The sequence below is a fragment of the uncultured Sphingopyxis sp. genome (assembly GCF_900078365.1).
GTDB lineage: Bacteria > Pseudomonadota > Alphaproteobacteria > Sphingomonadales > Sphingomonadaceae > Sphingopyxis.
In genome coordinates, this window is the sequence record NZ_LT598653.1 from 1,104,365 (window position 1) to 1,124,424 (window position 20,060).

Annotated in this window: 15 protein-coding genes and 1 pseudogene; 12 read left to right on the top strand and 4 right to left on the bottom strand. The window is 66.7% G+C overall.

Annotated features, from left to right (window positions below; genetic code table 11):
- Positions 1 to 204 precede the first annotated feature (204 nt).
- Entirely contained in the window at positions 205 to 2,511 is a 2,307-nt protein-coding gene (gene lptD, locus QZL87_RS04790; protein WP_295324504.1) for an LPS assembly protein LptD, read from the bottom strand.
- Between the two features lie 130 nt (positions 2,512 to 2,641).
- On the opposite strand from lptD, the gene QZL87_RS04795 reads away from it, so the two are divergent.
- The 4 genes from QZL87_RS04795 to ndk all read left to right on the top strand — a co-directional run bounded on the left by QZL87_RS04795 (position 2,642) and on the right by ndk (position 5,787).
- Positions 2,642 to 4,087, top strand: coding sequence for a leucyl aminopeptidase (locus tag QZL87_RS04795; RefSeq protein ID WP_295324508.1), 1,446 nt, complete (start codon positions 2,642 to 2,644; stop codon positions 4,085 to 4,087).
- Between the two features lie 128 nt (positions 4,088 to 4,215).
- Positions 4,216 to 4,665 (top strand): DNA polymerase III subunit chi, encoded by a 450-nt coding sequence (locus QZL87_RS04800; protein WP_295324512.1) that lies wholly within the window; start codon positions 4,216 to 4,218, stop codon positions 4,663 to 4,665.
- Between the two features lie 80 nt (positions 4,666 to 4,745).
- Positions 4,746 to 5,276, top strand: a complete 531-nt coding sequence (locus tag QZL87_RS04805) for a hypothetical protein (protein WP_295324515.1) — start codon at positions 4,746 to 4,748, stop codon at positions 5,274 to 5,276.
- An 88-nt stretch (positions 5,277 to 5,364) separates the two neighbouring features.
- On the top strand, positions 5,365 to 5,787 hold the full coding sequence (ndk, locus tag QZL87_RS04810; RefSeq protein WP_295324518.1) for a nucleoside-diphosphate kinase: 423 nt from the start codon (positions 5,365 to 5,367) through the stop codon (positions 5,785 to 5,787).
- Between the two features lie 127 nt (positions 5,788 to 5,914).
- Here the strand turns inward: ndk and QZL87_RS04815 are convergent.
- Together QZL87_RS04815 and purM are read right to left on the bottom strand one after the other, a co-directional pair.
- Positions 5,915 to 6,935 (bottom strand): annotated as a pseudogene (locus QZL87_RS04815) (formyltransferase family protein).
- A 114-nt stretch (positions 6,936 to 7,049) separates the two neighbouring features.
- Positions 7,050 to 8,156, bottom strand: a complete 1,107-nt coding sequence (gene purM / locus QZL87_RS04820) for a phosphoribosylformylglycinamidine cyclo-ligase (protein WP_295324521.1) — start codon at positions 8,154 to 8,156, stop codon at positions 7,050 to 7,052.
- A gap of 85 nt (positions 8,157 to 8,241) precedes the next feature.
- Here purM and QZL87_RS04825 point away from each other — a divergent pair, with 85 nt between their 5' ends.
- Genes QZL87_RS04825 through QZL87_RS04840 form a run of 4 tightly spaced genes read left to right on the top strand, consistent with a single transcriptional unit; the run spans position 8,242 to position 13,814 of the window.
- Positions 8,242 to 9,513 carry a heavy-metal-associated domain-containing protein gene (locus tag QZL87_RS04825; protein WP_295324524.1) on the top strand — a complete coding sequence of 424 codons (1,272 nt, stop codon included), beginning with the start codon at positions 8,242 to 8,244 and terminating at the stop codon, positions 9,511 to 9,513.
- Entirely contained in the window at positions 9,513 to 10,157 is a 645-nt protein-coding gene (locus tag QZL87_RS04830; protein ID WP_295324527.1) for a chromosomal replication initiator DnaA, read from the top strand. The genes QZL87_RS04825 and QZL87_RS04830 overlap by 1 nt, the downstream gene beginning before the upstream one ends.
- Positions 10,148 to 12,319 carry an RNA degradosome polyphosphate kinase gene (locus QZL87_RS04835; protein ID WP_295324529.1) on the top strand — a complete coding sequence of 724 codons (2,172 nt, stop codon included), beginning with the start codon at positions 10,148 to 10,150 and terminating at the stop codon, positions 12,317 to 12,319. Before QZL87_RS04830 ends, QZL87_RS04835 begins: the two co-directional genes overlap by 10 nt.
- Positions 12,320 to 12,326: 7 nt before the next feature.
- Positions 12,327 to 13,814 (top strand): Ppx/GppA family phosphatase, encoded by a 1,488-nt coding sequence (locus QZL87_RS04840; protein WP_295324532.1) that lies wholly within the window; start codon positions 12,327 to 12,329, stop codon positions 13,812 to 13,814.
- Positions 13,815 to 13,935: 121 nt separating this feature from the next.
- Here the strand turns inward: QZL87_RS04840 and rnd are convergent, their stop codons facing one another.
- On the bottom strand, positions 13,936 to 15,123 hold the full coding sequence (gene rnd / locus QZL87_RS04845; protein ID WP_295324535.1) for a ribonuclease D: 1,188 nt from the start codon (positions 15,121 to 15,123) through the stop codon (positions 13,936 to 13,938).
- A gap of 119 nt (positions 15,124 to 15,242) precedes the next feature.
- Between rnd and QZL87_RS04850 the strand changes: the two genes are divergently transcribed.
- The 4 genes from QZL87_RS04850 (at position 15,243) to QZL87_RS04865 (ending at position 19,968) form a co-directional block, all read left to right on the top strand.
- Complete coding sequence (locus tag QZL87_RS04850; protein WP_295324537.1) at positions 15,243 to 15,572, top strand: hypothetical protein; 330 nt, start codon at positions 15,243 to 15,245, stop codon at positions 15,570 to 15,572.
- Positions 15,572 to 17,083, top strand: coding sequence for an FAD-binding protein (locus QZL87_RS04855; protein WP_295324540.1), 1,512 nt, complete (start codon positions 15,572 to 15,574; stop codon positions 17,081 to 17,083). Before QZL87_RS04850 ends, QZL87_RS04855 begins: the two co-directional genes overlap by 1 nt.
- 99 nt (positions 17,084 to 17,182) lie before the next feature.
- Positions 17,183 to 18,964 carry an aspartate--tRNA ligase gene (gene aspS / locus QZL87_RS04860; protein ID WP_295324543.1) on the top strand — a complete coding sequence of 594 codons (1,782 nt, stop codon included), beginning with the start codon at positions 17,183 to 17,185 and terminating at the stop codon, positions 18,962 to 18,964.
- 131 nt (positions 18,965 to 19,095) lie between these two features.
- Entirely contained in the window at positions 19,096 to 19,968 is an 873-nt protein-coding gene (locus QZL87_RS04865; protein ID WP_295324546.1) for an alpha/beta hydrolase, read from the top strand.
- Positions 19,969 to 20,060 lie beyond the last annotated feature (92 nt).

The following is a 20,060-nucleotide window of genomic DNA, read 5'->3' on the forward strand; positions in this document are numbered from 1 at the left end:
CGAGGGCTGTCCGCTTTGGGATGGGGAGCTGACGTAAAGATCCTCCCTGTGGCGAAGCCATGGGGAGGGGGACCGCTCGCGCAGCGAGTGTGGAGGGGCCGCGACGTCGCGTTATTAGCCCCTCCGTCAGCGCTTCGCGCTGCCACCTCCCCATCGCTGCGCGACAGGGAGGATCAAATGGCAACTACCGGCCGAAGTCCGCCCTCAGAACCCCAGATTCCGGAAAGCGATGCGGAACGAGAAGCTGTTGCCGCGGCGTGCGTCCCCGGTGTCGGCATAGTCGCGCCGCCAGGTCAGCGCGATCGACAGGCATTCGTCGTCATAGGCGAGGCCGAGCCGGTGGCGGATCGGCTCGAATCCGTCGGCCTCGCTCAGCGGGTCGTCGCTCTGCTTGGTCAGATCGACGATCGCCGAGCCGAACAGCGACCAGTGTTTCGCGAAGGCGACGCGGCCGCCGGCGCGCACTTCCTCGCGGTCCTGCAAATCCTCGCCGAGCAGCAATATGTCGCGGTTGAGCCGCGAATAGCCGACCACGGCATAGGTCGAGCGGCTGCCGATCGTCGCGTCGAATTCGTTGCGCCGGATCGCGAGATTATCCTTGTCGAGCCGGTAGCGGTGGGTGAGGCGCAGGAAATCCCTGTACGCGATCGTCGTCCGTCCGACGATGTCCGACGTGCGGTCGGTCAGGCCGGTGCCGTCGGGGAACAGGCTGGGTTTGTCGGTCAGGCGATAGCTTTGCCCGACGATGCTGTTGATGTTGAATCCCGGGCGGCTGTAATTCCATTCGAGGCCATAGGTGATGCGCGCGCCGTCCTCGAACCGGTCGTGACCGTTGAAGCGGTTGATCGCGAAGAGATTGCTGTCCTCGAGATCGAAGGCGCGCGAATCCTCGTTCGGAATGTCGAGATTCTTGATCGGCGGCGTGGCGACGACCTGGACGCGCGGGGTCAGCGTCTGCGTTCCGCCGGCGAATTCGCCGATGAAGGGCCAGCGCATGTCGGCGGCGACCGCCGCGATCGCGCGCGCCTGCCAGCCCGATTTGCCGCGATAGCCGGGGATCGCGGTCAGCAGATTCTCGTCGCTGTGATAGACGTCGCCGCGCACCAGCGCCGTCAGGGTTACTTCCTGCCCAAGCCCCGTCAGCCCGCGCAGATTCCATTGCGCCCCGGCAAAGGCGCGCTGCGTGTCCTGCCCCGCGGTGCGGCCGATCGCGAGCGTGTTGAGCTGCAACTCGAACTGCCCGCCGAAGATCGGGTCGTCGAGCCGCTGGCGGTAATCGATGATCGGCAGCGCGATCGGCTGCTGGCCTTGAATATCGTTGACGCGCAGCGTCTGCGTCGCCCAGCCGGCGATCGAGAGATAGGAGCTGCCGCCGATCCGCTCGAGCTCGAAGGTCGAGCGCAGCCGGTCGTCGCGGCTGATGTCGTAGCGGCGCATGAAAGTGCGGTCGGTCGCGATGCGTCCCGAATAGGTGAGGCTCCAGTGCGGGTCGAACTGGAACTTGCCCGCGCTTTCGAGGTAGCCGCGAAAGCGCTTCTGCGTATCGGGGTCCTCACCGACCAGCGGGACGAGCGAGCCATAGGTCGCATAGCCGTTGATGCGGAACGATCCGATGTCGGTCAGCGCGCGGAACTCGCCTTCGATCATCGGCGCCGCATCGGTGTAGAGATGCGGGGTGATCGTCATGTCGCGATCGGGCGCGATGCGGAGGTAATAGGGGACCGCGATCTCGAAGCCGTTGCTGCGGTCAAGCCGGATTTCGGGCACCAATATGCCGCTGCTCGCCTCATTGTTGATCGTGTGGCTGAGCCCGGGCAGCGGGATCAGCGGCAGGCCGAAAATCTCGACGCGCGCGCCCTTGTAGCGGACCTTGTTCTTCGCCCGGTCGTACATCACCTTGACCGCGCGAATCTGCCAACTCGGGTTCTTCGGACAGCCCGCGTCGTCCTCGACCGGGCAGGGGGTGTAGGCGGCATTCTCCAGCTCGATATTGCCGTTGTCGAAGCGCGTGCCGCGGACCGCGGCGAGCCGCGATCCATTGTCGAGCACGACGAGCAGATTTTCGACGACGCCGTCGCGCAAGCTGTCGGTCAGTTCGATCCTGTCCCCATAGGCGATGTCGCCTTCGGGGTTCCTGATCATGACATTGCCTTCGGCGAACACCTGTCCCGTCTGCCGGTTCCACGTCACCTTGTCCGCGCGCATCTCGATCGCATCGCGGTTCATCTGGACATTGCCTTCGGCGACGACGACCTCGGTATCGCCGTCGTAATTGAGGTTGTCGGCCGCAAAGCCGATCTGCTGCTCGTCCGTTGTGTCGGGGGCATCCGACAGGGTCGGTGCGACGTCGGGGGTCTGCAAATCGGGCTCGCCCGCGACTTCCTCCGCGGGCTGGGCCGGATTCGCCTCGTTCTGGGCCAGCACCGGGCTGGCAGCCAAGGCGAAGCCGCTCGCCGTCGCCAGCCAGAACGGCCGCGCACGGGCTGTCCGATGGAACAAAGACCAGCTCATTTAATCCCTTTGTCCCGAACCCTATAGACAGTCGCCGGCTTGGACCGGCCGCTTTGTTTTTGCAACTCGCAGGCGAAACCCCTATCGGTCCGCCACGTTCCAATCAATCATCGCATAAGAAAGTTAAGGCATGGACATTCAGTTTGTCGCGCAAATCGATGCGTCTGCCGACGTCGTCGCATTTCCGGTCCGCAAGGGCGAGGCGGGTGCGCTCGGGGCACTGCTCGGCGCCGCCGCGGCGCAGGCGCGCTTCGACGGTGCGGCGGGCGCGATCGCGGAGACCGCGGCGATCGACGGCGAACAGGCGAAGCGCCTGTTGCTCGTCGGCATCGGCGAAGGTTCGGAGCATGACCTCGAACGCGGCGGCGCGGCGCTGACGGCAAAGCTCCAGACAAGCGGCGTCACGCAAGTCCATGTCGATTTCGCGAGCGCGGGGCAGAGCGACGCCGACGATGTTCTCGCCTTCGCGATGGGCGCGCGCCTGCGCAACTGGCGCCTCGACACCTATCGCACCCGCCTCGCCGACAAGGCGAAGCCGAGTCTTGCGACGGTGACGATCGCCTCGCCGCACGGCGACCTTTCGGACCGCTGGGCGACAAATGAAGCGATCGCCGAGGGCGTCGCGCTGACCCAGACGCTCGTCGCCGAGCCGCCGAACATCCTCTATCCCGAAAGCTTCGTCGAACGCTGCCAGCATCTCGCCGACCTTGGCGTCGAACTCGAAATCCTCGACGAACGCCAGATGAAGGCGCTCGGCATGGGCGCGCTGCTCGGCGTCGCACAGGGCTCGACGCGTCCGCCGCGGCTGCTCGCGATGCGCTGGAACGGTGGCAATCCGGGTGACGCACCCGTCGTCTTCATCGGCAAGGGGGTGACCTTCGACACCGGCGGCATCAGCCTCAAGCCCGGCGCGGGCATGGACATGATGAAATGGGACATGGGCGGCGCGGGCGCGGTAGCCGGCGCGATCAAGGCGATCGCCGGGCGCAAGGCGAAGGCGAATGTCGTCGGCGTCGTCGGCCTCGTCGAGAATATGCCCGACGGCAATGCGATGCGCCCCGGCGACATCGTCACCACCATGTCGGGGCAGACGGTCGAAGTGCTCAACACCGACGCCGAGGGCCGCCTCGTCCTCTGCGACGCGATCAGCTGGGCGCAAAAGGCCTATGATCCCAAGGTGATCGTCGATCTCGCGACGCTGACCGGCGCGATGGTCATCTCGCTCGGCCATGAATATGCCGGCATGTTCGCGAACGACGAGACGCTCGCCGCCGGCCTGCTCGCGGCGGGCGAGGCGTCGAACAACAAGCTGTGGCGCTTCCCGCTGTCGCCCGCCTATGACAAGCTGATCGACAGCCCCATCGCCGACATGAAGAATATCGGCCCGCGCGAAGGCGGTTCGATCACCGCGGCGCAATTCCTCAAACGCTATGTCGAGGACGGCGTCGCCTGGGCGCATCTCGACATCGCGGGCATGGCGTGGGCCGACAAGGATAGCGCGGTCCATGCCAAGGGCGCGACCGGTTACGGCGTGCGCCTGCTCGACCGCTACATTGCGGCGAACCACGAGGGCTGATGTCATTCCCTCGGTCACCGCAAACCCTCGTCGCCCCCGCGCAGGCGGGGGGCGCCGGCGGTTTACGCAGTGATGAGGGGCCAAGGCCGGCAGCGGCCCCCGCCTGCGCGGGGGCGACGTAGCCGACCATGCCGCGCGTCGATTTCTACCGGCTGACCCGCGCCCCGGTCGAACGGGTGCTCCCCGCGCTTGCGACGCGCGTTCTTGGCAATGGCGATCGCCTGCTGGTGGTCGCCGCCTCGGCGATGCAGCGCCAGGCGATCGACGAGGCGCTGTGGACGCTGAACCCCGCGAGCTTCCTGCCGCACGGCCATGCGGGGTCGCCCGACGAAGCGATCGAGCCGGTCCTGATCTCGGGCACCCTGGAACCGTCGCCGCCGAACCGCGCCAGCCACCTCGCGCTCGCCGATGGCGAGTGGCGCGACGCGGCGCTGGAGTTCGAGCGCACCTTCCTCCTCTTCGACAACAGCCGCATCGACGACGCCCGCGCGCTCTGGCGTACGCTCGCGGCGCGCGAGGATGTCGACAACCGCTTCTGGAAACAGGACGAAAACGGCCGCTGGTCCGAGGGGCCGTAGACGGTTGTGACGTGCGTCACCGACAGCCCGGCGGCGCACGCGCAAGGAGGCAGCATGTTGATTCAACAGGAGCTTTTGAAATGACGACCCGTGCCCAATCTTCCGTTTGCGCCGCGCTGGCGGCGACGGTCCTGCTTCTCGCCGGCTGCGGCTCGAAATCGGAAACCGAGGTCGCGAGCGGCACCTATACCGACCCCGAAACCGGCAAGACGGCCGATTACAAGATCAGCAGCAGCGAAGATGGCGAAAACGGCAAGGTGACGATCAAGACCGACGACGGCGAAGTCCAGTTCGGCGGCGAGGCGAAACTGCCGGCTGGGTTCACGCCCTTTCCGGGGTCGAAGATGACGGGCGGTTTCTCCGGGTCGTCGGAGGGCAGGCGGGGCGGCCTTGCGAGCTTCGAAGTGAAGGGGAAAGCCGCGGATGTCGTCGCGCATTATCGGCGTCAGATCGAGGCGGCGGGCCTCAAGGTGAAATCCGAAATGAAGGCCGAAGACACGGTTATCATCAGCGCCGAGAAGCCCGACGATGCGGAGACCTCGATCCAGGTCACCGCGACCCAAAACGGCGATATGGTCGAAGGCGCGATAACCTACGGCACCGGGGCATAGGCGCGCGCTGCGCTCTCTCCTTGCGGCGCGGCGAAAGCGCGGCTAGAGGCGCGCGCATCGCAAACCATAACATCGCAGGAGCTTTCCCATGGCGGTCACCCGCACCTTTTCGATCATCAAGCCCGACGCCACGCGTCGCAACCTCACCGGCGCCGTCACCAAGATGCTCGAGGACGCCGGCCTCCGCGTCGTCGCGTCGAAGCGCATCCACATGACCAAGGAACAGGCCGAAGGCTTCTACGCGGTCCACAAGGAACGCCCCTTCTTCGGCGAACTCGTCACCTTCATGACCTCGGGCCCCGTCGTCGTGCAGGTGCTCGAAGGCGAGAATGCGATGCAGCGCAACCGCGACATCATGGGCGCGACCAACCCCAAGGACGCCGCGCCCGGCACGATCCGCAAGGAACTCGCCGAAAGCATCGAGGCGAACACGGTTCACGGTTCGGACAGCGACGAAAATGCTGCGATCGAGATCGCCTATTTCTTCAAGCCCGAAGAAATCGTCGGCTGATAAAAACGCGTCGCCCCCGCGAAGGCGGGGGCCGCAAGCCGCCTAGCGCTACCCTGATAGCGGCCCCCGCCTTCGCGGGGGCGACGGTTATGGAAAGGCCGCCGGAGCGATCCGGCGGCCTTTTTCGTCAGAAATCCTCCGCCACCGCCATCAACCCCGCGAGCTTTTTCGGCGCGACCGCGAGCCAGCTCTTGCGCAGCCATTCGCCGATCGCATCCCAATCGGTGTCGCCAAGGTCGAGGCGGATGCCCACCCAGCCGTCGCCGAAATAAGCGGGGCGGTAATAGCGGTCGGCGTCCATCTCGATCAGCGCCGCCTGTTCGTCGGCGCCGCTGATCTTCACCAGCAGCGCGATCTTGCCGTCGCCGTGGTGATCCTCGGTGAAATAGGCGAATTTCTTGCCCTTCACGATGCCGAAGCAGGGCATGCCGTGCGACACCACCTCGTCTGCCTCGGGCAATGCCATCGCCAGCTCGCGCACCCGGCCGCGCAGATAGTCGGGCGACCGCTCGCGCGTCACGAAAGCCGCGAGCGTCGCGGGATAAAGCTGATGCTCGGCGAACTGGACGCGCCGCGCGAGGCTTTCGGCGGTGTCGCCAGGGACGATCGCGACCGGCGTCTGCGCGAGCACCGGCCCCTCGTCGACACCGGGCGTGACGATATGGATGCTGCATCCGCCGAATTGGTCGCCGGCCTCGATGGCCTCGCGCTCGGTGTCGGACAGGCCGACCTGTTCACCGGCGATCCCACCAGACGTCGCCGGCCTCGATGGCCTGGCTGTGGGTGTTGAGCCCCTTGTAGAGCGGTAGCAGGCTCGGATGGATGTTGATCATCTTGCCTGCCCAACGCGCGACGAAATCGTCGCTTAAAATCCGCATATAGCCCGCGAGCGCGACATATTCGGCGCCGGCTTCGCGGAGCCGTTCGTCGACCAGCGCGTCGAAGGCGTCGCGGTTCATGCCCTTGTGGGACAAGGCCCAGGTCGCGACGCCCTCGGCCTCGGCGATCTTCAGCCCCGGCGCATCGGGATTGTTGCTCGCGACGAGCACCAGTTCATAGGGGCAGCTTTCGGCCTTCGCGGCGTAGAGCAGCGCCGCCATATTGGTGCCGGAGCCCGAGATCAGGACCGCGACTTTGGCTTTCGTCACAGCGCCACCCCTTCAATCCGTTCGTGCTGAGCTTGTCGAAGCACTGTTCTTGTCTCTTCTTCAGTTGAAAGGAAGAACGGCCCTTCGACAAGCTCAGGGCGAACGGTTTTGGACTTACCCGTGGTACGTTGCGCTCCACGCGCCCATCGCGCTCCACGTCTCGGCGCTTCCCGTCACGGTGCAGCCTTTTTCGCCCTCGGCGATATGACCGATCCGGAACACCGTCTCGCCCGCGGCTTCGAGCGCCGCCGTCACCTCGGCGACATCGCTCTCGGCGACAACCACGGCCATGCCGATCCCGCAGTTGAAGGTGCGCGCCATCTCTTCGGGCTCGATATTCCCCTGGGCCTGCAGGAAAGCCATCAGCCGCGGCTGCTCCCATGCGTCGGCATCGATGTGCGCGTGGAGCGTCTTCGGCAGCACGCGCGGAATATTTTCGAGCAATCCGCCGCCGGTGATATGCGCGAGCGCATGGATCCTGCCGGTCTTCACCAGCGGCAACAGGCTCTTCACATAGATGCGCGTCGGCGCCATCAGCGCGTCGATCAGCAGCACATTCTGGTCGAACAGGGCAGGGCGATCGAGCTTCCATCCCTTGTCCGCCGCGAGCCGGCGCACGAGCGAAAAGCCGTTCGAATGGACGCCCGACGAAGCGAGGCCGAGGATCACGTCTCCCGCCGCGACCTTGTCGGCGGTCAGCACCTGATCGCGCTCGACCGCGCCGACGCAGAAGCCCGCGAGGTCATAGTCGCCGTCTGAATACATGCCCGGCATCTCGGCGGTCTCGCCCCCGATCAGCGCGCATCCGGCCTGCTTGCACCCTTCGGCGATGCTCGCGACGACCTCGGTCGCGACATCGTTGTCGAGCTTTCCGGTCGCATAATAGTCGAGGAAGAACAGCGGCTCGGCGCCCTGCACGATCAGGTCGTTCGCGCACATGGCGACGAGGTCGATGCCCACTCCGTCATGCTTGCCCGATTCGATCGCGAGCTTGAGCTTGGTGCCGACCCCGTCGTTCGCCGCGACGAGCAGCGGGTCGCTGAACCCCGCCGCCTTCAGGTCGAAGAATCCCCCGAAACCGCCAAGGTCGGCATCGGCGCCGGGACGGCGCGTCGCACGAGCGAGCGGAGCAATGGCACGGACCAGCGCGTTGCCGGTCTCAATCGATACGCCGGCACCGGCATAAGTGTAGGAGGCGGGTGGGTTGTGCTTGGAATCCATGGCACGCGCGACTAACGGTTCCAGCCGAGAATTGCCATGATTTCCTTGTCGGGGCCCGCGCTTTTGGGCAAAGCATAGAGAAGATATGATTTCGGCCGCTTTCCCCCGCTTCGTCCCAAGCTTTTCCTTCGACGCGCTGCGTGGCCGCGACTGGCGATGGGCTGCGCTTTTCGGCCTTTTCTTCGCGATTCTGCTCGCGGGAATCGTCGATGGGCAGATCACCCGCGGCGACCGCGGCATCACCCCGATCAACAGCAGCGGCGATTTCCTCGCCAGCGGTATCCTCGTCGATGTCACCGGCGACAATGCCGACGACGCGCGCTCGAAGGGCTGGCGCGAGGCGCAGCGCAAGGGCTGGGCACAGCTTTATCGGCGGCTGAACGGCAGTGACGGCCCCGCGCTTACCGATTCGGTGCTCGACGGCATCGTCACCGCGATCGTCGTCGAGGAAGAACAGATCGGCCCGCGCCGCTATGTCGCGAAGCTGGGCATCCAGTTCGACCGTGTCCGCGCCGGACAGATTCTCGGCGTCAGCGGCCGCACGCTTCGTTCGCCGCCCTTGCTCGTGATCCCCGTCTATTCGGTCGACGGCATCCCCCAGGTGTTCGAACAGCGCAGCGCCTGGCAGCGCGCCTGGGCCGAATATAATACGGGGCAGAGCGCGATCGACTATGTCCGCACCGCGGGCACCGGCGCCGACACCTTGCTGCTCAACGCGGGGCAGACCGGCCGTCGCGGCCGCGTCTGGTGGCGAGTGATCCTAGACCAATATGGCGCCGCCGACGTGCTCATGCCGATCGCGCGGGTCGAATATTCCTACCCCGGCGGCCCGATCAAGGGCATTTTCACCGCGCGCTTCGGTCCCGACAGCAAGCTTATCTCCAGCTTCACGATGACCGGGCCCAGCCCCGCCGCCTTGCCCGACATGATGGAAAAGGCGGTCGCGCGGATGGACAGCATCTATACCGACGCGCTCACCGCGGGCATCCTCAAGACCGACACCTATCTGGTGCTCGAAAAACCGGTCGAAAAGGAAGATCTGCCCGAAGAGGTCGCGACCGATGGCGGCGCGCTGCCCAGCGAGATCGACGCCAGCGTGTCCACCGCGCCCGCCCCGGGCGTGCAGAGCTTCACCGTCCAGTACAGCTCGCCCGACGTCGATTCGGTCACCGCGACCGAACGCGCCGTCGCCGGCGTCGCGGGCGTTCAGTCGGCCTCGACCACCAGCCTCGCGCTCGGCGGCACTTCGGTGATGCGCGTGACCTTCCGCGGCGATCTCGCGGCGCTGCGCGCGGCGCTCGCGGCGCGCGGGTTCAACGTGCAGGAAGGCGGCGGGCAGCTCAGGATCAGCCGCTGATGGGACAGATCGCGCTACCGCTCGACTGGAGCGCGGGCGGCTCGAACGACGGCCCGCTGATCGTCGGCACCAGCAACGCCGACGCCGTCCGCTACCTGCGCCACGTCGCGACCTGGCCCGTCCGCACCGCGGTGCTTACCGGGCCGCGCGGTTCGGGGCGCAGCCTGATGGGCCGTCTCTTTGCGCGCGATACCGGCGGCCGCGTCATCGACGGGGCGGGCAGCGTCGCCGAAGAAGAGATTTTCCACGCCTGGAACGCTGCGCAGGCGAGCGGCACGCCGCTGCTGATCATCGCCGACGCGCCCCCGGCCGAATGGGATGTCGCGCTGCCCGATCTTCGCTCGCGCCTCGCCGCCGTCCCGGTGCTGGCGGTCGGCGAGCCCGACGACTGCCTCGCGCGCGACCTGATCGAGGCGCTGTTCGCGCAGCGCGGCGTGGCATTGGCGCCCGGCGTCGCCGCCTATATCGTGCCGCGGATGGAGCGCAGCTATGCGATGATCCACCGCATCGTCGCGGCGCTCGACGCCGCCTCGCTCGAAAAAAAGGGCGGGATCACCATTCGTCTTACGCGTGAAACATTACTGTCACAGGGGCTGATCGATCCCGATTTGCTCGAAAGGCAGGATGAAGCGACATGTCGATAGCCGGCGGCCCCTTACGCGCAGACAATGACGCCGATGGCGCGTCGCAAATTCCCTTCGGTCCCGAACGCTTCTTCAACCGCGAACTCTCGTGGCTTGCCTTCAACCGGCGGGTGATGGAGGAAGCGCGCAATCCCGCGCATCCGCTGCTCGAACGCCTCCGCTTCCTCTCGATCTCGGGCAGCAATCTCGACGAATTTTTCATGGTCCGCGTCGCGGGGCTGAAGGGGCAGCAGCTTCAGGGAATCGACGACCCCTCGGCCGACGGCCGCTCGCCGGGGCAGCAGCTCGCCGAGATCGAGGCCGAGGTCCACCGCCTCGTCGACCAGCAGCAGAGCGAATGGCAATTGCTCCATCGCCAGCTCGCCGAGCAGGGCATCGTCGTCCACGGCGCGGGATCGGACAAGGAGGCGCTCCGCGCGGCGCTGCGCCAATATTTCATCGACCAGATTTTCCCGATCCTGACCCCGCAGGTGCTCGATCCGGCGCACCCCTTTCCCTTCATCCCCAACCGCGGCCTCGGCGTCATCTTCGACCTTCAGCGCCGGGCGAGCGGCGAGACGGTGCGCGAACTGGTGATGATCCCGGCTTCGTTGCCGCGCTTCGTGCCGGTGCCGGGTGGGACGGCGGGCTTCGTGCCGATCGAATATCTGATCGAACTGTTCGGCGACCTCCTGTTTCCGGGGTTCGCGATCCGCTCATTGGGCGTGTTCCGCATCATCCGCGACAGCGACATCGAACTCGAGGAAGAGGCCGAGGATCTCGTGCGCCTGTTCCGCACCGCGATCCGCCGCCGCCGCCGCGGCCGCGTGATCCTGATGGAGCTTGAAGCCGACATGCCGGCGGAGATCGCCGAGGTGCTCGGCGCCGATATTCAGGGGCATGAGGCGATCGTCGCCAAGATCGGCGGCTTCATCGGTCTCGCAGCCCTTTCCGCACTGGTCGACGTCGACCGCCCCGACCTCAAATTCCCGGCCTATTCGCCGCGCTTTCCCGAACGCATCCGCGAACATGGCGGCGACTGTTTCGCGGCGATCCGATCGAAGGACATCGTCGTCCACCATCCCTATGAAAGCTTCGACGTCGTTCTCTCCTTCCTGCGGCAGGCCGCCGCCGATCCCGACGTCGTCGCGATCAAGCAGACGCTCTACCGCGCGGGCAACCAGTCGCCGGTCATCCGCGCGCTGATCGAGGCGGCCGAGGCGGGCAAGTCGGTCACCGCCGTCGTCGAACTCAAGGCGCGCTTCGACGAGGAGCAGAATCTCCTCTGGGCGAACCAACTCGAACGCGCCGGGGTGCAGGTCGTCTACGGCTTCATCGAGTGGAAGACGCACGCCAAAATTTCGATGGTCGTGCGCCGCGAGGGGCAGGGCTATCGCACCTATTGCCACTTCGGCACTGGCAATTACCACCCGGTGACCGCGCGCATCTATACCGACCTCAGCTTCTTCACCGCCGATCCGCGCGCGGGCCGCGACGCGGCGCAGCTTTTCAACTACATCACCGGCTATGTCGAGCCCGAGCGGCTCGAACTCATCACCATGTCGCCGCTCAACATGCGCCAGCATCTGTGCGAGCTGATCGACGCCGAAATCGCCGCGGCGCGGGCGGGGCGGCCGTCGGGCGTGTGGGCCAAGATGAACAGCCTCGTCGATCCCGACATCATCGACAAGCTCTACGAGGCGAGCGCCGCGGGCGTGCCGATCGAACTGATCGTGCGCGGCATCTGCTGCCTGCGTCCGGAGGTGCCGGGGCTTTCCGAAACGATCCGCGTCAAATCGGTCGTCGGCCGCTTCCTCGAACATAGCCGCGTCTGGGCCTTCGCCAACGGCGCGCCGTTGCCGCACCGCGCGGCCCGACTCTATATCAGCAGCGCCGACTGGATGCCGCGCAACTTCGACCGCCGCGTCGAATATATGATCCCGATCGAAAATCCGACCGTCCACGACCAGATCCTCGATCAGGTGCTCGTCGCGAATCTCATCGACAATGAACAAAGCTGGATATTACAGCCCGACGGCACCTCGGTGCGCGTGGCCCCCGGAGATAAGCCTTTCAACCTGCATCATTATTTTATGAACAACCCGTCGCTGTCGGGCCGCGGCACCGCGCTTCACAAGCGTCAGGACGTGCCGACGCTGGCCTTCCACACGCGCGAAGACTGAGAAGAGGTTGAATTTCCTGCGCACTTCCGGACAAAAGGTCAGCCGGTCCGCCGTCATCGACATCGGCTCCAACTCGGTTCGCATCGTCGTTTATGAAGGGCCAGCCCGCGCCCCCGCGGTGATCTTCAACGAAAAGGTCGCCGCCGGGCTCGGCCGCGGCCTCGCGATCGACGGCCGCATCGCCGCCGAGGATGCGACACGCGGCCTCGTCGCGCTCCGCCGCTACGCGCTGCTCGCGAAGCATATGGACGTGAAGGCGGTCCAGTGCGTCGCCACCGCCGCCGTCCGCGACGCGGCGAACGGTCCCGACTTCATCGCCGCGGCGGCCGAAGCCGGGCTCGACATCCGGCTGCTCTCGGGCGAGGAAGAGGCCGAGGCGGCCGGGCACGGCGTGCTTTCGGCGATTCCCGACGCGCGCGGCATCGCGGTCGACCTGGGCGGCGGCAGCCTCGAACTGGCCGAGGTTTCGGACGGCCGGGTCGGCCGCTGCGCCTCCTTTCCGCTCGGCGTGCTCCGGCTGCCCGCGCTGCGCAAGGATGGCGAACAGGCATTCGAGCGCGCGATCCGCAAAATGCTCCGCGCCGCCGGCTGGCCGGGCGAGGGACTCAGCGGTCTGCCGCTCTATCTCGTCGGCGGCTCGTGGCGCGCGCTCTCGCGCCTTGACCTCGAACTCACCAAGGATCCGCTCGCGGTCCTTGATCAGCACACGCTGCCGCGCAGCGCGCTCCGCCGCTTGATCCGCGCGACCAAAAGGCTGAGCTTCGAGGAAATGCGCGCGATCCCCGGCATGGCGTCGAACCGCGCGGCGGCCTTGCCCGACGCGGCGGCGCTGCTCGCGGCGCTCGTCAACATCCTCGATGTTCCCGAAATGACGGTATCGTCTTCGGGCCTGCGCGAAGGATTGCTCTATCAGGCGCTCGATGCCGAGACGCGCGCGCAGGATCCGCTGATCGTCGCCGCCGAGTTCGAGGGCCGCCGCCTCGCGCGCTTCGCGCCGCACGGCCGCGCGATCGCCGAGTGGATCGCGCCGCTCTTCACCGACGAGGGGCCGGCTGACAGCCGCGTGCGCCTCGCGGCGAGCCTGCTCAGCGACGTCGCCTGGTCGGCGAACCCCGATTTCCGCGCCGAGCGCGGCACCGAGATCGGCCTCCACGGCAATTGGCGCAGCATCGACATTCCGGGGCGCATCCTGCTCGCGCGCGCGCTTTACGCGGGCTTCGGCGGCGCCGACGCCGAATTTCCCGCGATGGGCAGGCTCGTTTCTACCGAAAGACTGGCGCGCGCGCGACAATGGGGTCTCGCGATCCGTCTCGCGCAGCGGCTGACCGGCGGCGTCGAGGCGCCGCTCAAGGCGAGTGGAATCGCACTCGTCGAGGGCAGGCTGCGGCTGAGCCTCGCGGCGGGCTGGCATCATCTGGCGGGCGAGTCGGTCGAACGCCGCCTGCGCGTCCTCGCGCAGGCGCTTGATGCCAAGCCTGAGCTGGTGCTGCTATAATCCAATCGGTGCCGTTATAAACACTCGTCGCCCCCGCGAAGGCGGGGGCCGCCGTCGGCCTGGAACAGCGTGAAAGGCGCAAACCTCCAGCGGCCCCCGCCTTCGCGGGGGGACGTAAGGTCTAAACCTCCGCCGCCACCGCCGCGTCGATCTCGCTCATCACCAGCTTGCCGTTCTTGACGGCAAAGCCCATCCGTCCCTCGACGAGGTCGAGTGCGGCGTGGCCGAAGACGTCGTAGCGCCAGCCCTCCATCATCTGGATGCCCTGGCGTGCGCCCGCGGCGAGCGCCTCGAGATCGTCGCTGCGCGCGATCAGGCGCGCCGCGACATTGAGCTCGCGCGCCCGGATCTTGAGCAGCAGCTTCAAAAGGTCGGCGACCAGCGTGCCTTCCTTGCCGAGCCCCGGGCCGCGCGGCGCGCGGTCGGGCAGGTCGTCCTTCGACATCGGCTTGGCATTTGCGATCGCGTCCATCAGCCGGCCGCCGATGTCGTTGGTGCGCCATGTCGCCGACAGGCCGCGGACGCGGCCGAGCCCGTCCTGATCCTTCGGCGGATGCGCCGCGAGGTCGGCGAGCGTCTCGTCCTTGACGATCCGGCCGCGCGGCAGATTCTTCGAGCGCGCCTCGCGCTCGCGCCACGCTGCCAGCGCCTGCAACCGGCCGAGCACGTCGAGCTTGCGCGTCGGTATCTTGATCCGCTGCCACGCCTTGTCGGGATCGACGCTGTAATTGGCGGGGTCGGCGAGCTTTTCCATTTCCTCGTCGAGCCAATGGCCGCGGCCGGTCTTGATCAGCTTGTCGAGCATCATCGGGAAAATCTTGGCGAGGTGCGTGACGTCGCCGATCGCGTAATCGATCTGGCGCTTGTCGAGCGGACGCCGGCTCCAGTCGGTGAAGCGCGCGCCCTTGTCGAGTTGCACGCCGATCCACGCTTCGACGAGGTTCGAATAGCCGACCTGTTCGGCCTGGCCGAGCGCCATCTGGCCGATCTGCGTGTCGAAGATCGGATGCGGCGTCTTGCCGGTCAGGTTGAAGATGATTTCGACATCCTGCCCGCCCGCGTGAAAGACCTTGAGCATGTCCTCATTGCCGACGAGCAGGTCGAGCAGCGGCTTCAGGTCGATGCCCGGCGCCATCGGATCGATCGCGGCGGCATGGTCGCGGTCGGCCACCTGGATCAGGCAAAGCTCGGGCCAGAAGGTGTTCTCGCGCATGAATTCGGTATCGACCGCGATGAAATCGCTGTTCCCGATCAGGTCGCAGAATTCGGCGAGCGCGGCGTTGGTTTCGATCAACGGATGGACTTGCATAGCGCGCCTATACAGCTAGTTGAGGGGAACGGGCAGGAAAAATTGAACAGGCCTTCCCGTAGCTCTTCGGGTCGCGGAGCCGGAACACCGGCCAAGGGGAAAACGAAGGGATTAGGGGCATGATGTGGCTTGGTTGGGCGCTCGCCGCGCTCGGTTTTGCGTTGCTTTTCGGTCAATATCTGGCGGGGCAGGCGGATATTTTCGTCTCGATCGCCAATCCGCGGCCGCTCGACGAAGAATCGATGGTCGTGACGCTGAAGGGCTGGGGCTTCGCCGCCGAGGCCGCGCAGCCGTTCGTGACGCCCGATTCCGACCATGGCCTGAGCGATGTCCGCTTGTTCGCGACGCGGCGCCAGATGCTCGTCGCGATCGCGACCTTCGGCTTCCTGCGCCCGGTGACCGTCGCATGGCGCGCGCACGCCGGCGTCCTGCCGCTGGGAGAGGCCTGATGCCGGTCGTCAAGCTCCGCGAGGAGGGCCGCTGGACCAATTATCACGGCACCGGCACCTGCGAGGCGGCGACGCGCTTCGCCTTGCGCAGCGGCGACGCCGAGCGCGGGCGCGACGAGATCGCGTTCGCCGCGAAGGCCGTGCAGGACTGGCTCGCCGAAGCCGCCGCCGCGCGGTGCCGCGTCCGGCCGCTCGGCGCGGGCTGGTCGCCCTCGAACGTCAATATCGCCTCGCAAAGCTGGCTGCTCCACACGCGCCGCTTCAACCGCTGCTTCCGGATCGACGCCGGCGATGTCCGCCCCGGCGTCGATGCCGCTTCCCTGATGCTCGTCGAAGCTGGCGCGCTCGTCGACGAAGTGTCCGACAAGCTCGAGGCGCAGGGCCGTTCGCTCTGGACCAGCGGTGCGGGCAACGGCCAGACCTTCGCGGGCGCCGCGGCGACGGGAACCCACGGCTCGATGATCGCGCGCGGCGGCATTCAGGATCATATCCGTGCGGTGCAGGTCGTCACGCCCGGCGGCATCCACTGGATCGAGCCGCACACGGGCGTGATGAGCGACGCCTTCATCGCCGCGACCGGCTCTACGGTGCTGCGTGACGACGACGTCTTTGCCGCGGCGCAGCTTCCGGTCGGCTCGCTCGGTATCATCACCGCGCTCGTCGTCGACAGCGTGCCCAAATTTCTCGTCCGCCCGATCCAGAATCTGCGCAAGGTCGACCGCGCTGCGCTGGGCTGGCTCGCCGACGGCGATTTCCGGCGCTTCTCGGCGGCCTATGCGCTCGACCGCGACCCCGATTTCGTCCAGATGATCGTCAATCCCTACAAGCCGTTCAAACGGCCCGCGATGCTGCGCTTCCTCTATCGCGAAGCGTGGCGCGACGATTATCCGCGCGCGACGCCCGGCCAGCTCGGCGCGGGCTATGACGCGCTCAGCCTGCTCGGGCGGCTGCTCGACGATTATCCGTGGGCGCGTGGGCCTCTGCTGCAATTCGCGATGAAGATGGGCTATGCTGCCGGCCCCGACGTCGACGATCCGCCCGTCTATGGCAGCTGGGGCGAGGGGCTCGACACCCACCGCCCGCTGGCGGACCTGTTCAACGCCTCGGTCACCATCGACCGCGCCGACCTTGCGCGCGCCTTCGAACGCATCTGCGCGGTATATGCGCGCCACGGCGGCTCGACCGTCGTCACGCTGCGTTTCATGGAGCGCGCGCAGGGCCTGCTCGCGCCCGCGCGCTTTCCGCACAATGCGGTGATCGATTTCGACGGCCCGCGCAGCCAGCGCACCGCCGATGCCTATGCGCGCGTCATCGAATGCCTCGACGCGGAGGGCATCGCCTTCACGCGCCACTGGGCGAAAAGCTGCCATCTCGATGCGGCGCGCGTTGCCGCCGACTATGGCGAGGATTTTCGCCGTTGGCGCGCCGCGCGCGATCGCCTGATGCCCGATCCGGCCCACCGCGCGTTGTTCGGCAGCGAGGTGCTCGATGGCCTCGGCCTGACCTGCTGAAACCGCCTCGACCCTTGACAAATGGCGCGCCGACCTGCCTTAGGCGCGGCCATAAATCACGTTAAAGTTGATTTCCTCATTCATCGAAAGACGACCAAAATGCACGCCTATCGCACCCATAACTGCGGCCAGCTTCGCGCCGAGGACGTCGGCCAGAATGTCCGCCTGTCGGGCTGGGTGCATCGCAAGCGCGACCATGGCGGGCTGCTCTTCGTCGACCTGCGCGACCATTATGGCCTGACGCAGATCGTCGCGGACTCGAGCGACGCGGCCTTCGCCACGCTCGACGGCCTGCGCGCCGAAAGCGTCGTGACGATCACCGGCGACGTGGTCGCGCGCTCGGCCGAGACGGTCAACGCGGGCCTGCCGACCGGCGCGATCGAGGTCCGCGCGCGCGATGTCGCGGTGCAGTCGGCCGCCGTCGAACTGCCGATGCCGGTCGCGGGCGAACAGGAATATCCCGAGGATATCCGCCTCAAATACCGCTTCCTCGACCTCCGCCGCGAACGGCTCCACGCCAACATCCTGCTTCGCTCGAACGTGATCGCGTCGCTGCGACGCCGCATGGTCGAACAGGGCTTCACCGAATATCAGACCCCGATCCTCACCGCCTCCTCGCCCGAGGGCGCGCGCGACTATCTGGTGCCGAGCCGCGTCCATCCCGGCAAATTCTACGCGCTGCCGCAGGCGCCGCAGATGTTCAAACAGCTGTTGATGGTCGCGGGCTTCGACCGCTATTTCCAGATCGCGCCCTGCTTCCGCGACGAGGACGCGCGCGCCGACCGCTCGCCGGGCGAATTCTACCAGCTCGATTTCGAGATGAGCTTCGTCACGCAGGACGATGTGTTCAACGCGATCGAACCCGTGCTCGCCGGCGTGTTCGAAGAATTCGCGAACGGCAAGTCGGTGACGCCCGCCGGCTCCTTCCCGCGCATTCCGTACCGCGAGTCGATGCTGAAATACGGCAATGACAAGCCCGACCTTCGTAACCCGCTGATCATCACCGACGTCTCCTCGCACTTCGCGGGATCGGGCTTCGGCCGCTTCGCCGACATCGTCGCCGCGGGCGATGTCGTCCGCGCCGTTCCCGCGCCGGGCACGGCCGAGAAGAGCCGCAAATTCTTCGACGACATGAACAGCTGGGCGCAGAGCGAGGGCTTCGCCGGCCTCGGCTATGCGACGCGCAAAGGCGGCGAATGGGGCGGTCCGATCGCCAAGAATCATGGACCGGAGAAGATGGACGCGCTCGCCGCCGAGCTCGGCCTCGGCCCCGACGACGGCCTCTTCTTCGCCGCGGGCAAGGAAGCCGTCGCGGCGAAGCTCGCGGGGCTGGCGCGCACGCGCGTCGCCGAGCAGCTCGACCTCATCGACGCGAACAAATTCGAAATGTGCTGGATCGTCGACTTCCCGATGTTCGAGGCCGACGAGGACACCGGCAAGATCGATTTCAGCCACAACCCCTTCTCGATGCCGCAGGGCGAGCTCGAAGCGCTCGAAACCAAGGATCCGCTCGACATCCTCGCCTGGCAGTATGACATCGTCTGCAACGGCGTCGAGCTGTCGTCGGGCGCGATCCGCAACCACCGCCCCGACATCATGTACAAGGCGTTCGAGATCGCGGGCTACAGCCAAGCCGACGTCGATGCGAATTTCAGCGGCATGATCAACGCCTTCAAGTTTGGCGCGCCGCCGCACGGCGGCTCGGCGCCGGGCGTCGACCGCATCGTGATGCTGCTCGCCGACGAGCCGAACATCCGCGAGGTCGTCGTCTTCCCGATGAACCAGAAGGCCGAGGATCTGATGATGGGCGCCCCGGCGCCGGTCAGCGACAAGCAGCTCAAGGAACTCAGCATCCGCCTCGTCGACGGCCCGAAGAGCTGAGCCTATCCTTTGAACATGCCGTCTCCATCGTTCCTCCGTCATCCCGGCGCAGGCCGGGATCTCGCCGTCGCCGCTCGACGCGAAGTCGAGATCCCGGCCTGCGCCGGGATGACGAAAATGGGGGAGGCCGCATGACCGATCCCCGCGAACACCGGCTGGAAACGCCGGAAGGCGATATCTGCTGGTTCGAATGGGGCGAACGCGGCGAGAGGGCTTCGCTGCTTCTGCTCCACGCGACGGGTTTTCATGCCCGGTTATGGGATCAGGTGGTCGCGGCTTTACCCGCCGGCACGCACGTCATTGCGCCCGATCATCGCGGCCACGGGCGCAGCTATCGCCCCGCGACGCTCGCCAACTGGGCCGCGACCGCCGACGTGCTGCTGCCGCTGCTCGACGGGCTCGGCGGGCACCCGCTCGCCGGATGCGGCCACAGCATGGGCGCCTATATTCTGACCCGGCTCGCGTCGCAGCGGCCGGCGGCCTTCCGCCACCTCGTCCTGATCGACCCGGTGATCATGGATCCCGCCCTTTACGAGGGTGAGAGCGCCAAGCCGATCCCCGATCCTGCAAGCCATCCGGTTGCGCGGCGCCGCAACACATGGTCCAGTGCCGAAGAGATGCGGGCGCGCTTCGCCGACCGCCCGCCCTATGCGAACTGGGATCAGCGCGTGCTCGCCGATTATTGCACCCATGGCCTGCTCCCCGCCGCCGATGGGGAAGGACTCGAACTGGCCTGCCCGCCGGCTCTGGAGGCATCGGTCTATCAGAACGCGCTGCGCACCGATCCGCATGCGTGGCTGCACTATCTCGCAACCCCTTCGACCGTCATCCGCGCGCCGACCGGCGAACGCGGCGGCGAGCTCGACTTTTCGCTGAGCCCGACCTGGAGCGGCCTCGGCCCTGCCATCGGTGCCGAACGCGACGAACTGTGGGCCGAGCATAGCCATTTCATCCCGATGGAAGCCCCCGAACGCGTCGCCGCGCTGCTTGCCGACCTGCTCTGAATCGCGGGTTGCAAGAAAGTCCGCGTCCGCCGTCCCGAAATATGACATCGGCGCATCGGCCTTGGTAGGACGCCGCCGCTTGCGCTAGGGTG

Coding starts and splice junctions, on each gene's coding strand:
- QZL87_RS04800 (WP_295324512.1), top strand. CDS start 4,216: ATGCCGCGCGTCGATTTCTACCGGCTGACCCGCGCCCCGGTCGAACGG.
- QZL87_RS04825 (WP_295324524.1), top strand. CDS start 8,242: ATGATTTCGGCCGCTTTCCCCCGCTTCGTCCCAAGCTTTTCCTTCGAC.
- QZL87_RS04830 (WP_295324527.1), top strand. CDS start 9,513: ATGGGACAGATCGCGCTACCGCTCGACTGGAGCGCGGGCGGCTCGAAC.
- QZL87_RS04865 (WP_295324546.1), top strand. CDS start 19,096: ATGACCGATCCCCGCGAACACCGGCTGGAAACGCCGGAAGGCGATATC.
- rnd (WP_295324535.1), bottom strand. CDS start 15,123: ATGCAAGTCCATCCGTTGATCGAAACCAACGCCGCGCTCGCCGAATTC.
- QZL87_RS04795 (WP_295324508.1), top strand. CDS start 2,642: ATGGACATTCAGTTTGTCGCGCAAATCGATGCGTCTGCCGACGTCGTC.
- QZL87_RS04835 (WP_295324529.1), top strand. CDS start 10,148: ATGTCGATAGCCGGCGGCCCCTTACGCGCAGACAATGACGCCGATGGC.
- QZL87_RS04850 (WP_295324537.1), top strand. CDS start 15,243: ATGATGTGGCTTGGTTGGGCGCTCGCCGCGCTCGGTTTTGCGTTGCTT.
- purM (WP_295324521.1), bottom strand. CDS start 8,156: ATGGATTCCAAGCACAACCCACCCGCCTCCTACACTTATGCCGGTGCC.
- QZL87_RS04805 (WP_295324515.1), top strand. CDS start 4,746: ATGACGACCCGTGCCCAATCTTCCGTTTGCGCCGCGCTGGCGGCGACG.
- aspS (WP_295324543.1), top strand. CDS start 17,183: ATGCACGCCTATCGCACCCATAACTGCGGCCAGCTTCGCGCCGAGGAC.
- QZL87_RS04855 (WP_295324540.1), top strand. CDS start 15,572: ATGCCGGTCGTCAAGCTCCGCGAGGAGGGCCGCTGGACCAATTATCAC.
- ndk (WP_295324518.1), top strand. CDS start 5,365: ATGGCGGTCACCCGCACCTTTTCGATCATCAAGCCCGACGCCACGCGT.
- lptD (WP_295324504.1), bottom strand. CDS start 2,511: ATGAGCTGGTCTTTGTTCCATCGGACAGCCCGTGCGCGGCCGTTCTGG.